At 36.2% G+C, this 14,601-nt stretch carries 12 protein-coding genes and 1 tRNA gene; 2 read left to right on the forward strand and 11 right to left on the reverse strand.

Annotation, left to right across the window (positions count from 1 at the left end):
- Window positions 1–83 precede the first annotated feature (83 nt).
- The 6 genes from BW936_RS17800 to BW936_RS17825 form a co-directional block, all read right to left on the reverse strand.
- A tRNA-Pro gene (locus tag BW936_RS17800) sits at window positions 84–157 on the reverse strand.
- A 177-nt stretch (window positions 158–334) separates the two neighbouring features.
- Window positions 335–1,243, reverse strand: coding sequence for an alpha/beta hydrolase (locus tag BW936_RS17805; RefSeq protein WP_076550898.1), 909 nt, complete (start codon window positions 1,241–1,243; stop codon window positions 335–337).
- 12 nt (window positions 1,244–1,255) lie between these two features.
- The gene (locus BW936_RS17810) at window positions 1,256–1,996 is read right to left on the reverse strand and encodes a M15 family metallopeptidase (RefSeq protein WP_076550901.1); all 741 of its coding nucleotides are present in this window, start codon (window positions 1,994–1,996) and stop codon (window positions 1,256–1,258) included.
- A 170-nt stretch (window positions 1,997–2,166) separates the two neighbouring features.
- Window positions 2,167–2,988, reverse strand: a complete 822-nt coding sequence (locus tag BW936_RS17815; protein ID WP_076550904.1) for a sugar phosphate isomerase/epimerase family protein — start codon at window positions 2,986–2,988, stop codon at window positions 2,167–2,169.
- 11 nt (window positions 2,989–2,999) lie between these two features.
- The gene (locus BW936_RS17820) at window positions 3,000–3,722 is read right to left on the reverse strand and encodes a gluconate 2-dehydrogenase subunit 3 family protein (protein ID WP_076551008.1); all 723 of its coding nucleotides are present in this window, start codon (window positions 3,720–3,722) and stop codon (window positions 3,000–3,002) included.
- 3 nt (window positions 3,723–3,725) lie between these two features.
- Window positions 3,726–5,447 carry a GMC family oxidoreductase gene (locus BW936_RS17825; protein WP_076550907.1) on the reverse strand — a complete coding sequence of 574 codons (1,722 nt, stop codon included), beginning with the start codon at window positions 5,445–5,447 and terminating at the stop codon, window positions 3,726–3,728.
- A 424-nt stretch (window positions 5,448–5,871) separates the two neighbouring features.
- On the opposite strand from BW936_RS17825, the gene BW936_RS17830 reads away from it, so the two are divergent.
- Both BW936_RS17830 and BW936_RS20000 read left to right on the forward strand, forming a co-directional pair.
- Window positions 5,872–6,882: a Gfo/Idh/MocA family protein gene (locus tag BW936_RS17830; RefSeq protein WP_244156266.1), complete on the forward strand. Its 1,011-nt coding sequence runs from the start codon at window positions 5,872–5,874 to the stop codon at window positions 6,880–6,882.
- Between the two features lie 11 nt (window positions 6,883–6,893).
- Window positions 6,894–7,259: a hypothetical protein gene (locus BW936_RS20000; RefSeq protein WP_244156267.1), complete on the forward strand. Its 366-nt coding sequence runs from the start codon at window positions 6,894–6,896 to the stop codon at window positions 7,257–7,259.
- Between the two features lie 2 nt (window positions 7,260–7,261).
- Here BW936_RS20000 and BW936_RS17835 read toward each other — a convergent pair whose 3' ends face one another.
- The 5 genes from BW936_RS17835 to BW936_RS17855 all read right to left on the reverse strand — a co-directional run bounded on the left by BW936_RS17835 (window position 7,262) and on the right by BW936_RS17855 (window position 14,580).
- Window positions 7,262–8,278, reverse strand: a complete 1,017-nt coding sequence (locus BW936_RS17835; protein WP_076550910.1) for a LacI family DNA-binding transcriptional regulator — start codon at window positions 8,276–8,278, stop codon at window positions 7,262–7,264.
- Between the two features lie 151 nt (window positions 8,279–8,429).
- A complete protein-coding gene (gene xylA, locus BW936_RS17840; protein WP_394333598.1) occupies window positions 8,430–9,746 on the reverse strand; it encodes a xylose isomerase in 1,317 nt (438 codons plus the stop codon).
- A gap of 10 nt (window positions 9,747–9,756) precedes the next feature.
- Complete coding sequence (locus BW936_RS17845; protein ID WP_076550913.1) at window positions 9,757–11,244, reverse strand: xylulokinase; 1,488 nt, start codon at window positions 11,242–11,244, stop codon at window positions 9,757–9,759.
- A 223-nt stretch (window positions 11,245–11,467) separates the two neighbouring features.
- Window positions 11,468–12,109, reverse strand: a complete 642-nt coding sequence (locus tag BW936_RS17850; RefSeq protein WP_076551010.1) for a response regulator transcription factor — start codon at window positions 12,107–12,109, stop codon at window positions 11,468–11,470.
- A 680-nt stretch (window positions 12,110–12,789) separates the two neighbouring features.
- Complete coding sequence (locus tag BW936_RS17855; protein WP_076550915.1) at window positions 12,790–14,580, reverse strand: PorP/SprF family type IX secretion system membrane protein; 1,791 nt, start codon at window positions 14,578–14,580, stop codon at window positions 12,790–12,792.
- Window positions 14,581–14,601: the final 21 nt, after the last annotated feature.

The following is a 14,601-nucleotide window of genomic DNA, read 5'->3' on the forward strand; positions in this document are numbered from 1 at the left end:
CAATCAGCTATGTCTATATACAAAAAACACTGATAATCCGCAGATTATCAGTGTTTTCTAATTATTACCTATTTCTAGGTTCGTCGGGATGACAGGATTTGAACCTGCGACCACTCGACCCCCAGCCGAGTGCGCTACCGGACTGCGCTACATCCCGAAATTTCAATGGAAAAAAATCCCCATAAATACTCTATAGTTTTTCAATCGCTTAAGATTCACTGTAGTCCAATTTATCATGAGTGCAGTAGAAGGGCTATATCCCAAAAAATTTCGATTGCAAAAATAGAGAAGTTCAGCATATTAAAATCTTTTTTTTTGCTAAAAATTAAATAAGTTATCTCAAAGAGGCTATCCAGTCTATCATACGATCACCCCAATCTTTCAAATGCCCATCATGTAAACCCAATCCAAATCCGTGACCGCCTTTTGGATAAATGTGCATGGTTGCTGAAATACCCTTTTCCTTAACGGCCGTGTAGAACAACAAACTATTTTCTACCGGTACAACGGTGTCATCGGTAGCATGCATTAAAAACGTTGCGGGTGTTAACTCGGTAACTTGCTTATCATTTGAAAAATAATCGACCAAGTCCTCTGAAGGATTCTCCCCTATCAAATTTTCCTTTGTTCCTTGGTGCGTTATTTCCCCGAAAGAAATTACAGGATAACCCAATGCCATAAAATCTGGTCTTGCGCTCACCGCATCATAACTATCAATTGGTTCATAGACTTTTTCATTAAAGTGGGTCCCTAAAGTAGCTGCTAAATGACCTCCCGCAGAGAAACCAATCACCCCAATTTTATCTGGCCTTACATTAAAATGTTCCGCATTGCTACGAACTAGTCTAACCGCTCTTTGAGCATCTATAAGTGGCACGAACTTTTTATTGGTCTGCGAAACATCTGACGGTAAACGATATTTCACCACCATTGCTGCAATCCCCTTAGTGTTAAAGAATTTTGCTATATCCGTACCTTCCCAATCATAGGCTAATATGCGATAGCCACCTCCGGGAAAAATTAGAACCGCCTCTCCGGTTGCATTTAATTTTGATGGTAAATACACCTCAATAGTTGGCTTTTGAACCTTACTAATTCGTAAAATTTCATTTTGTTCATGTAATTCCTTTTCTACACTATTTAAATGATTAGGAATATTATCCTTAGGCCACAAAGGCATAATGGTATCTTGACCAGCTATTTTAACAGATACGAGGAACATAAATAATAGTATATTTTTCATCTCACTTATTTCTTAATCACAATCCCATTTAAAATTCGCTATGGGGTCATGCGATGCCCCTTGTAAATTATAATGCCACCACTCTGTTCTAGTTGACCAGAAGCCATATTTTTCCATGGTCTCTTTCAATAGTTTTCTATTATCCAGTATTTCCTGTGGTAGATCGAAATTATCATGATAGGCCAGTTTACCAAAGAAATCAAAATCTGATGGCATTTTTACTTCATTGCCATCCAAAGTAACCAAAGTAATGTCTACTGCCCCACCTTTGTTGTGAATAGAACCCTTTACAGGGTTTGCTACGTACTGCGGGTTAGGTACTATTTTCCACATTTTATACTGTACAGAATTAGGTCTGTAACAATCATAGAATTTTATCTTTACCCCGTGCTTTTTAAATTCTTCATTTGCCTTTAGTAAAGCCTTTACCGTTTTTGCCCTGGTATAGCATTCCCCGCACTCATACACCTTTTCTTTTAAAAAATTATTTTTAGTAGCATATCTTAGATCATACGCAAAGCCATCACTATAGTCTGCCAAACGAACAAATGTGGTATCCGCAACATTTTCCAAACTTTTAAAAACAGGTTTTTCTACCTTGGGTTCCATGATAGAATCTAAGACTACCTCCTGTAAAGATGGGTTTTCTTTAGGTATTTCTTTTTTTGAAGTTTCTGTTTTACAACTTAATACGACCATTAAACTGCAAAATAAAATGGGCAATATAACTACATAGTAAAGTATTTTTTTCATTTATATTTGATTAAGACTTGGGTCTTTAAACTTAAAATAAACCATTAGCATTCTAAACATTTATAGCAATATAATAATAAAACACTTTAATTATTATATCATTGAATAGCATAAAAAACCTCCTACTTACTTATAAATAGGAGGTTATATACCAAAAATAATATTTGGTTTTACTTCAAATTCTTTAAGTATTCCAAGCTCTTAGGGACTTGGGTAACTACGTTTTTAGATTCATCTTCTATAAACATATATTCTATACCTAATTTTTTAGCCTCAGCGACTACACCGGCAATATCTATTTGTCCCGTTCCTAATACAACATTAGTATCATCTTCTTCATGACCTGTATTATTACCTTCAACATCTTTATCCATATCCTTAAGATGTAAAAGTGTAATTTTCTTTGGATATTTTTTCAATAATGCCAAGGGATCGGCACCACCATGTTGTGCCCAGAAAACATCTAATTCAAAGGTAAAATCTGTTGCATTTTCAGCCATATAATCAAATAAAGTACCATTTTTATAAGGTCTGAATTCATATCCATGAGGGTGATATGCTAAAACGAGTCCGTTTTTACTTAAAATCTTACCTGCTTTATTAAAAACTTCCGTGGCGTATTTAGTTTCCTCCAGAGCCCATTTGTTATTATCATGAGGTACCCATGCACACATTACATATGTAGCTCCAAAATCTTTCGCATTTTTAATAACTTTTTCCACATCATTTTCCAAATCAGCAAATTCAGCACCTACACTGACCACTTCTAAGTCATAGTTAGCTAATAAACCCTTAAATTCTTTCAGTGGCATATCATAGGTTTCCCCACCTTCAATTTTGGTTATTCCCCATTCATTAATCAATCCTAGGGTGTTAGATACATCCATTTTAAACTGATTCCTTAGGCTGTACAATTGTAAGCCAATCTCTTGGGCCTGAACTAAAAAACCACTACCCAAAAGGGTAGCGGCAACTATTACTTTTTTTATCATTATGATGTAATTTACGTGAGTAAATTTCCTTCGTCATCCCATTCTGCTATAACATTACGTTGGCTTTGATCTACACATTTTGCTATCCATTCTGGATCATAGGCAACACCATGTTGGTCCAATACATCTTGCGGCACACCGTCCCAAACATTTGGTGAATTTCCTTTATAACCCAAATCAGCAATACCTACTTTTGAGGTATAGTAACCAGTTACGGTCAAGCCACGCATGGTATAGAAAAATTGAATTTCCAAGGGTTGTTCACTTAAAGGCTTCTCTGTATCATGCCAGCAAATTTCATCGCAAATTTGTTTTTTCTGTGCTAAGGTAGCCGACTTAAATTCTGTGCCAAATTCAGTATTACTTTTATGATCAAGCCACATTAGACCACCTAATAAGGTAGGGGCCATATCTGGAATATCCTTGCCCATAAACTCTACAAGCTCTGGTACTTCTGCCTCTATAGGGCCACCATGTGGTTCCTTTGGAGGTAAAATAACAACGCTTAAAGCCGCAATTGTTTCCATTTCATGCTCGTTAAACAATTGCTCGGCATTCAATTTTTCTATGCGGTCCAACTCTGCCGGTGTTCTTCCAAAATATTTTTCACTAGTCGTTGCAATGGCTTCATCTACTGTTTCGCCATTTTCTGTCTTACAGGAATTGAAGACTAGCCCAGAGGTTGCCGCAGCACCACCAAGTATTAAAGTTTGTAAACTCTTTCTTCTATCCATCATCTAAATATTTTGTGCCTTTAATTGTTCAATGATATAGTCCGATGCCCTCCATGAAAGCGCCATAATCGTCCAAGTACAGTTCTTATCTGCCTGAGATACAAATACCCCTGCATCTACAATAAATACATTATCCGCATCATGCAACTGCTGAAACTTATTCGTTACTGACGTTTTTGGATCATCTCCCATTCTTGTAGTACCCACTTCATGAATAATCTCACCTGGTTTGTGCAGACCGTAATCTTGCTCTTTCCCTGGTTTTTCTCCTAAATAGTGACCGCCCATGTTATGAATAATCTCTTCGAAAGTATCATGCATATGCTTTGCTTGATTTTTTTCATACTGAGACCATTTGTAGTTGAACTTCAATACCGGAATACCATATTCATCTACCGTAGTAGGATCTATTTCGCAATAATTATCCTTAACTGCCAAACCTTCTCCACGACCACCAAAACCTATTACTGACCCATAATATTTTTTAACATCGTCACGTAGGCTTTCACCATATCCTCCAGATTTTAATCCGAAGTATTTATTCATGGCATTTGGATCCCAGCCAAAACCGTAGTTTGGTTGGCTCATACCACCCCAAACCTCAATATGATATCCTCTTGGGAAATCTAGTTTTGAATTATCGCCCCACCATGGTGAATATACATGCATTCCTCCTACACCATCTTCATTATAAGAGGTTTTTCTATTCATTAAACCAGGGATAACCCCTGCAGCACTTGCTCCAGTAGAATCATGCAAATAACGACCAACAAGATCACTACTGTTCCCCAGTCCGTTAGGATGCTGCTTACTCTTAGAATTTAAAAGGATACGGGCAGAACTACAAGCAGATGCAGCCAATACTACCACTTTACCTCTAAGTGTATATTCTTTTCTATCTTCTTTGTTGATATATGATACGCCCGTTGCTTTACCTTCTTCGTTGGTAAGAACTTCACGTACCATTGAATTCACGAACAATTTCACCTGACCACCACTCTTTTGAGCTGGAAAAATTAAACAACTACCTGCTGAAAAATCGGCATATATTTGACATGATCGCCCACATTGTCCGCAATAGAAACAAACTCCACGGTCTTCATTAATTCTTTTGGTCAACATGGAAAGCCTACCCGGTATAACCGGTATGTTAGCCTTCTTAGCACCATTGATATAAAATAGTTCGTGCAATCTTGGTTTCGGGGGAGGAAGAAAGAATCCATCAGGATCATTTTCTCTACCTTCATTGGTACCAAAAACACCAATTAATTTGTCTAATTTATCGTAATATGGTTTAACATCCTCATACCCTATTGGCCAGTCGTCTCCATGACCATCACGAGTTTTTCCTTTAAAATCCTTAGGACCAAAACGTAAAGAAATACGACCCCAGTGATTAGTACGACCACCAAGCATTCTTGCACGCCACCATCTAAATTCAGTTCCTTCTGCATGTGTATATGGTTCTCCATCTACTTCCCAATCTCCCCATGACATATCCCACTCACCAAATGCTCGTGTAGTTCCTGCTCCCCTTCTTGGAGAATCGTATGGTTGCTTTAATTGCGTCATGGTCTTTGGATCAGCTGGATCAAAAAACGGACCCGCTTCTACAACAGCTACATTTAAACCTGCATCTGCCAATTGTTTGGTAGCCATACCACCACCAGCTCCTGAACCTACGATGATAACATCAAAGATTTCTGAAGATTCTTTTATCTGCATAATTCGAAATTAGTTATTGCCTACAATTTAACTATTTAATAAAACAAGAACCCGTGTTTTTAGCTGAATAACATTGGCTACTGGATGGACGGATATTTTTTACGCACATTTGTCCGTTCTTTACAACTTTAGTACTAACCCATAAACGCAGAAGTTGGTAGCACCAATTTACAGAATAAAATACCAAGGTCTATTCTCTTCCCCCAACGTCTAAACACTTTCAATTTTCTTACTTCTTTTGAGCTTTATGTTCTTACTTCAAACTTGCTTTAATAGAAAAACAAGGCTTTTTTTTATTTAAAAAATAGTACATTAAACCCTTAAAATAGTATCAAATACATAATTATTAGATGTTTTCTTAAATTATTCTTTGTATTAACTTCAATATTAATGATAGTTACAATCTTTTTAAACTCTATTGATCATGCCTAACCAACCACAAGCTTTAAAACGAAGAACTTTTATTAAAGGAACATCGGCAACGTTACTATTTACTACTTTACCCTCTTATGCTTTTCAATTTTTCGCAGATGAGCAACCTAAAAAAGTAGCGCTCATTGGCACGGGATGGTATGGCACGGGCGATCTATTACGGCTCATACAAATTGCAAATATTGAAGTAGTTTCGCTTTGCGATGTGGATAAAAACCAATTGAATACTGCTGCCCAATTAGTAGCTGAACGACAGAAAAATGGCAAAAAACCGCAACTATACACTGATTATAGAACCATGCTGCAAAAGCATAGGCTAGATATTGTTCTTATAGGCACTCCTGATCATTGGCACGCATTAACTTGCATTGCCGCTATAAAATCTGGTGCTCATGTGTATGTTCAAAAACCTAGTAGTGTTGATGTTATGGAAGGCGAAGCCATGGTTGCCGCAGCTAAAAAATATAACAAAGTGGTACAAGTGGGTACCCAACGTAAAAGTACCCCGCATTTAATTGAAGCTAAAAAACAGATTGTTGATAAGGGATTATTGGGCACTATTGGCCACGTAGATATGTGCTGTTATTACCACATGCGCGCCAATGGAAATCCGCCTGAACAAAAAGTACCGGATTTTTTTGATTATGAAATGTGGACTGGACCCGCTCCTATGAGACCATACGATGGTTTACCGCACAAAAGATGGTGGAGAACTTTCCGGGAATATGGAAATGGAATTACAGGAGATATGTGCGTACACATGCTGGATACCGTTCGCTGGATACCGTTCGCTGGATGCTTGGCTTGGGATGGCCCAAACGTATTAGTTCCGAAGGGGGAATTTATGTTCAGAAAGGTGGGAAATCTAATATATCCGATACGCAATCTGCAGTGTTTGAATATGATGAAATCAACTGTAATTGGCAACATAGAACTTGGGGAAACCCTGATGATCCAGAATACCCATGGGCATTTAAAATCTATGGAGAAAAAGGTGTTCTAAAAGGCGACGTGATGAAAGCAGAATTTGTTCCTGTAGATGGTAGTGAAACCATTCGTTTTAATGTGTTGTACGAGAAAGAAAAATATCCTGAAGATAGTACTGAAAAAGATATTGAATTGCATGCTGCACCTGCTACACGCAGACATATGATTAATTTTTTAAATGCAATAAAAAATAATACCAAACCTATTGCCGATATTGAACAAGGTCATATTTCTTCAGCCAGTTGTATCTTGGCAAATCTTTCTATGGACTTAAAAAGACCTTTAATCTACGACCCAAAAACTAGAACGGTTCTGAACGATCCTGAAGCCACTGCCCTGTTACAACGAGAATATCGGGGGCAATGGAATCATCCGCACCCAGATACCGTATAAATTTATTGTAGTTTTTTAGTAGAATCCCTAACCAACAAACTAGTTTTCACCATTTTAGTCTCATAAGGCAACCCGGGATTCTTAATTCTATTGATCAACAATTTGGCAGTTTGCTCTCCAATATATTTTCCATGCTGACTAACCATGGTCAATGAAGGAGTAACATATTTAGACAGTTGCCCATTTGTAAAACCAATTATAGAAATATCATTGGGAACATTATAACCTCTTGCCTTTACCACTTCTAAAACTTGAACAGCAATCAGTTCATCAATCCCAATAATACCTTCAATGGTTTTATAGTTCAAAAGAAACGACATCAATAAATCTAAGTCATCTTTTACGGTAAAATTGATGATCAATTTAGGATCGAACGGAATCTCAAATTCCTCTAATGCTTTTTTGTATCCTAGCAATCTTAATTTACCTACACTTGAGCTAGAAATAGGATTTACCACCGCAATATTTTTACAACCGATATTAATTAAGTATTTAGTGATTTTATAACCTGCCTCAAAATCATCTACCACCACTTTATCGCATTGCACGTTCTCCGAAACCCTATCAAAAAGTACTACGGGTATATCATTATTAATAACATCTATTAATGCATCATGCTGATCTTCATTCTGGCTTTCTTCTGCCAAGGACATAATAACGCCATCAACCGTACCGGCATCAAAAAACTCTAGCGTCTTTGTTTCTTTTGCCTTAGACTCGTTACTAATGCAACTAATAATATTATAACCACTCTCGTTAGCCACCTTCTCAATACCATATAAAACCTGAACAAAAAAGTAGTTGAGAATATTAGGTACAACTACGCCTATAGTTTTAGTGCTTTTGTTCAATAAATTAAGCGCCAATCTATTAGGTTTGTAATGCTTTTCTTTTGCGTACGCCTGAATCTTTAACTTTAGGTCATTGCTAATCTCGTAACTATCATTTATCGCTTTAGAAACGGTAGAGATAGAAACACCAAAATGCCCGGCAATATCCTTTAAGGTTACTTTTTTCATAATTTATACTGCAAAAGAACATATTTAAATTGACATTTAATTTATACTTAAAAATCAAAATGTCCCTAAGGTAAAAACCTAGGGACATTTTGACTCCTATTTTATAAGTATTAGTCCCTAAAAAGCCATGATACTTTTAGGACTAAAAGATTTAGATGTATTGATTAATGATGTTCTCAAACAATTCTTGCTTACCACTCTGTAATTCTAACTCACCATTTTCTTTAGCGATGTTATAAAGATCAGTCATATCTAACTTACCATTTTCAAAATCTTTTCCTTTGCCAGCATCAAAAGAACTGTATCTGTTTTCACGTAACTTATTGTAAGATGATGACGCAATAATTTTGTCTGCAGTAATCAATGCTCTTGCAAAAGTATCCGCACCACCAATATGCGCATGGAATACATCTTCTAAGTCCGTACTATTTCTTCTTATTTTGGCGTCAAAGTTCACTCCGCCACCTTGCAATCCGCCTGCTGCCAAGAATACCAACATAGCTTCTGTAGTTTCTTGAATGTTGTTAGGGAATTGATCGGTATCCCAACCGTTTTGGTAATCTCCCCGGTTGGCATCCATACTACCCAACATACCTGCTTTTGCAGCAACGGCAATTTCATGTTGAAATGTATGTTGTGCCAATGTAGCGTGGTTCACCTCTATATTCATTTTAAAATCTTTCTCTAAACCGTATTCTTTCAAGAACCCAATTGCGGTAGCACAATCAAAATCATACTGATGCTTCATTGGTTCCATTGGTTTTGGCTCAATAAAGAAATTTCCTTTAAACCCTTGACTACGCGCATAATCTCTTGCCATAGTCAAAAACTGCCCCATGTGATCAACTTCGCGACCTAAATCTGTATTCAATAAAGACATATATCCTTCTCTACCTCCCCAGAAAACGTAGTTCTCACCACCTAAAGCGATGGTGGCATCTAAAGCCAATTTAATTTGCCCACCTGCTCTTGCCAATACGTTAAAATCCGGATTGGTAGCCGCACCGTTCATATATCTTGGGTTCGAGAAACAATTAGCCGTACCCCAAAGTAATTTCTTACCAGATTCTTTTTGCTTCTCTTTTAAGTAATCTGTAATCGTTGCCAATCTCTTTTCAGATGCTGCAAAAGTTGGTGCTTCTTGAATTAAATCGAAATCATGAAAACAGTAATAATCAAATCCTATTTTGTCAAAAAATTCAAACGCAGCATCTGCTTTATCCTTAGCTGCTTGTACGGCATCAGAAGATTTATCCCACTCAAAATTCTGTGTTCCGGGACCAAATGGATCAGAACCTTGACCACAGAAAGTATGCCAGTACGCTGTTGAAAACTTAAAGTGTTCACGCATGGTTTTACCCGCTATTACTTGATCCGGGTTGTAGTATTTAAAGGCTAACGGATTATCAGATTCCTTTCCTTCAAACTTAATTTTGTCAATTCCTTTAAAATATTCCTTGTTTGCCATTATGGTAATTTTATAAGTTGTTCAATATTAATTCTAATTCTTTTTTCCAAGTGGCATAGGCTTCTTGGTAGGTTATTTTATCTTTTTTTGGACTAAATGTCATTACGTAATCATTATCCAAAATTGCCTTTCCAAATGCTTCAAAATCACCCTTATGAAGATTTGCCGCTCTTGCCGCACCAATTGCTCCCGTAGTATCATAGATTTCAATATCGTACCCTATTAATGTAGATACTGTATTGGAGAAAATTTCTGAACGGAACAGGTTGTCATTACCTGCACGCATCACATTTACTTCTATTCCGTCAGATTCCATGATTTCCATTCCGTACACAAATGAAAAAGCAATGCCTTCTAGCGCTGCACGACATAAATGCCCTTTACCATGATTATTTAAATTTAGGTTGAGAATTCTTGTTCCCACTTCTTTGCTTAGCAACATTCTTTCTGCTCCGTTACCAAACGGAATCATAGCTACACCGTCTGACCCAACAGGTATCTCATTTGCCAATCTATTCATTTCCTCATACGATGTTACACCAAGGTTATTCAATAACCACCGGTATTGAATTCCAGCTCCATTGATACAAAGTAATTTTCCTATTCTAGTGAGTTTTCCCGGGGAATAATTTACATGTGCAAAGTTGTTTACACGAGAACTTTCCTTTACAGAAAGATGCTCTGTTACAGCATAAACGACCCCAGATGTGCCCCCAGTCGCAGCAACTTCACCAGGGTTAAACACATTCAACGTCAACGCGTTATTTGGCTGATCTCCTGCTCTATATAATATTGGTGTATCTATGGAAAGTCCGCTTTCGGTTGCTCCTTTTTCATTAACTGTGGACTGAACGGAGAACGTATCTACAATATCTGGAATCATGTCTTTTTCCAAACCGTAATGTTCTAATATCAAATTGGCTATATTGTCTTTTTGGAAATCCCATAAAATACCTTCTGACAAACCTGATACCGTTGTGTTCACTACTCCAGATAACTTATATGCGATATAATCACCCGGAAGCATCATTTTATAAATCTTCGCGTAAATTTCAGGTTCATTTTCTTTCACCCATTTTAGCTTAGATGCCGTAAAGTTTGATGGTGAATTCAGTAGTTGGGTATCACAAGTTTGTGCTCCAATTTCTTTATAGGCCGCTTGACCAATGCCCACTGCCCTGCTATCACACCAAATGATAGATTTTCTTAAAGGATTCCCTTCTTTATCAATAAGCACTAGACCGTGCATCTGATATGAAATTCCAATACCTGTAATATCAGATTTACTAATATTTTCTTGTACACATAATTTTGCTATGCCAATACAAACATAGTTCCACCAATCTTCTGGACTTTGCTCTGCCCAACCATTTTTAACTGCTTCCATAGACATTTCTGTCTCAGGCTCAGTAACCACCCCAACACTCTTTCCTGTTAAAGCATTTACCAAAGCAACCTTAATAGATGAACTGCCGATGTCTAATCCTAAATGGTACATAAATAGTATATATTGGTTTACTGTAATAAGTTAAACCAAAAATAGTTACTATACCGACCATTAAATATGCACACCAAGAAATAGATATACCACAAAATCTATGCGTATAATACAAAAAATACAAACACACTGACAATCAATTGATTACATACTTTTTTTTATCTAATATATTTCCGAAAGGGTTTTCGTATTACCCTTACATTCCATACACATGAATTTGCTTTTAATACTGCTCTAGCTGATTCTGTAATTGTTCTATTTTAGAAAGTGCCTCTGATTTTGAGTTTACATCTAACTTCAAATAAATATTCTGAATATGAAAATTTACGGCACTAGGTGTCACAAATAACTTTTTAGCAATCATTTTATAAGTCGCTCCTTGACATAGAAAGTCCACAATCTGATTCTCTCTTTCCGAGAAAAAGGCAAATGTCTTTCTATGAAAATTGCTAATGATTTTCTTTACAATATCATTGCTCATAGCGGCACCTTCTGTTTCTATACTCCGCAATGCATGTTCCAATTTATCCAAGGTCAAAGGTTTTGTCAAATAACCGTTCGCTCCTTTTTTAAAAGCATTTTTTATAATGTCAAAATCATTGATTTCACTGAACATTATAATTTTTACTTCCCAATCTTTTTTCTTGAAAAGCTTAATGGCGTCTACCCCGTTCATATCATCTAAATCAATTTCAGACAGTACAATTTGTGGTCTGGTAAACTTGTAATCTTTAATGGCATCTTTGGCAGATGTGTAGCTGCCTACCACTTCATAACCATCAATATCTTCGAAGTGATTTTTATACACAGAATGTAATGAACTATCTTTTTCTAATACTATTATTCTAATACTTGAATTTTTCATAATCTCCATAGTTTTTTTTGAAGCTATCATTCTGAAAAACAGAATAATAACTAACGTTAGTTTTGAGTAACTTCAAGTGCCTTTTGCAAGACTGAAATAACTAAACAATAGCTATGTTTTAGGAACGAATAGTCTATACCATACGTTCTTTTTACATTAAAAATTGGCAAATATTGCCCCAGAAGAACAGCCTAAATTTAGACCGTACTTCGCTATTGTTCAATTAAAAATTAAATCAAAAACGGATAACCGTTAATGGATCAATTCGTAAAACTGAGGCGTTTGCCTAACTTTGGATTAATGAGATTTCGAAATTCTAAAAAGATAGAAATCTTGTGTAGAAAAAAATGAGTTTTGAAACTGGAATTTAGTAGGTAAAATTCATTCATAATGTGGGGGGGGATTTGGGGTTATACAATTGGGTTTGAATCTATTTCATGATCGAAATATATATATTTATGTAATATACCCGTTGAAAACATCAGAATTTTCGTTCAAATACCTCCTTTTATAAAAAAATAAGGTAATTCATCGATAGTCAACATAAAGTTAAAACCGAGAATCACCACCAGTGTAAACAATAAAATAAAGGAGGGGCCCCAGTTATCCCCCCGGATAACACCCCTCCTTTTATTGACAATTCAAATCAACCATAAAACCGATTAATAGTTTTTAATCCATTACTCGATACTTATATAATCATCCTCAAAAGTATTAGATGCAGTTGCCGTAGCTTCGTTTACTTGCATGATCCATTTCTCTTGATCGTATTTTCCGTTCAAATCTGTACTTGCCGCCATTTGGGCTTCATTTTTATAATCGTAATCTGCCAAGTATACATAGTACAAACCATTTTCTTTATTGTAAAATTGTTTTGGATCTAAACCTTTCTCCCTAAGATCCTTCATAAAAGCATTCATATACTTTGTTTGGCTGTATACATTTGCAATTACATAATACCCAGAGTTCATATCTATAACATCAGAATCTACCAACATCTTTACTGGCATCTTTTTAAAGTTATCTTTTGTAGCTGGAAATTCTTTGAAATTTGCTCTTCTTGAAGAAGAAGTTGTTGCTGTCTTTGACGCTGACGATGTTGCTGTTGCTGATGCCGTTGCAAATGCATCTGCAGGTTCCGTAACAAAATCCATTGCATCATCTTTTAAATCATTAGCTGCATATGATGTGTTTTCCTGTACACTAAAGTCTTGTAAAGAGCTTTTTATCGTTGTATCAATATCATTACGTAGCATTCTTACAATCAGCTCAAATCGTTCTTCAAATGCAGCGATTCTTTCTATTTCTATAGAGTCTTGACGCAGAATCAATTCATCTAAAATAATTTTGTTCTCATATGCTAAACTACTTTCTGATACAGGTGCAGTAGCATTTATGGATGCTTCTTGTTTTTTACGCCCAGATTTTCTTGCATTATCCCGTTCTTCAATTAAGTGGGCAATCTGCTCTTCATAATTACGTACAATGTTATCTATTTGATTGTCTGATGAATTATCTGCTACAGAGATAGCCAAATCATCATCTTTGAACTTGTAAGCTAATGTAATCTCATGATTCCATCCAAGGTTTGCATCTTCACTAGATAAATCTTTCTCCATTAAATAACCTAATGACATTTTTTCACTTAGGTTAAATCCTACACCGGCCGCTACTCCATACTCTTCATCTACCGTAGTTTGTAACCAACCATATTTAGGCATGTCTAATAATAAAGACCCAAAGTAGTATAAGCTACCATCATAATTCTGACCTACTTGTGCCATTGGCATTAAACGAGCATTTTCAAAAAGACCTCTAGAATGCTCAAAAGCGTGCGTATACTGTACCGATGCCTTTACACTCTTGGTAGACAATTCGGTCAAAAATTCATTTGTTGTTTGATTGTATTTTAAAAGATCCTCTGCATACAGACCAAAATCGAAGCTACCTAACGATAGGTTGATACCTGGTTGAACGGCAATTTTACTTTCTTTTCTTGCATCTGCCAATTGTGGATCGTCTTCTGCAGCAACAATTCTATTTTTGTCCAAACCTTGATTAAAGTATGTTACATTAGTACCAAACGTTAATACAGATTTCTCTCCTAAACGTACTGCAGATGCGTAGTTGGCATTGAATCCAAATTCTTGAACTACACCAGACCATTGACTATAAACACCTATTCCTACTGCGGTGTGGTCATTTAACTTGTTACTAAAACCCAGAAAATAATTTTGACTATTATCATCAAAGGTCGCATATTGATTTCTATGTAGAATGTTTAAATAAGACTTGTTTTCCCGTACCAATGAAAACGTGGGGTTTATAAAAAACCTGTTGAAGAATAATTGATTGTGGTAGGTACTACTAGATCCTAAGTTTGCATTGGTTTCTTGACCTTTTGCTGTTTGGACAAGAGCCAATAAGAATAAAGCAATAAGTAAACTATTGATTTTATACGGACTTTCCATAACGATTGATTTTAACGATTA

The sequence above is a fragment of the Maribacter ulvicola genome, from assembly GCF_900155985.1.
In the GTDB taxonomy this organism is placed as follows: domain Bacteria; phylum Bacteroidota; class Bacteroidia; order Flavobacteriales; family Flavobacteriaceae; genus Maribacter; species Maribacter ulvicola.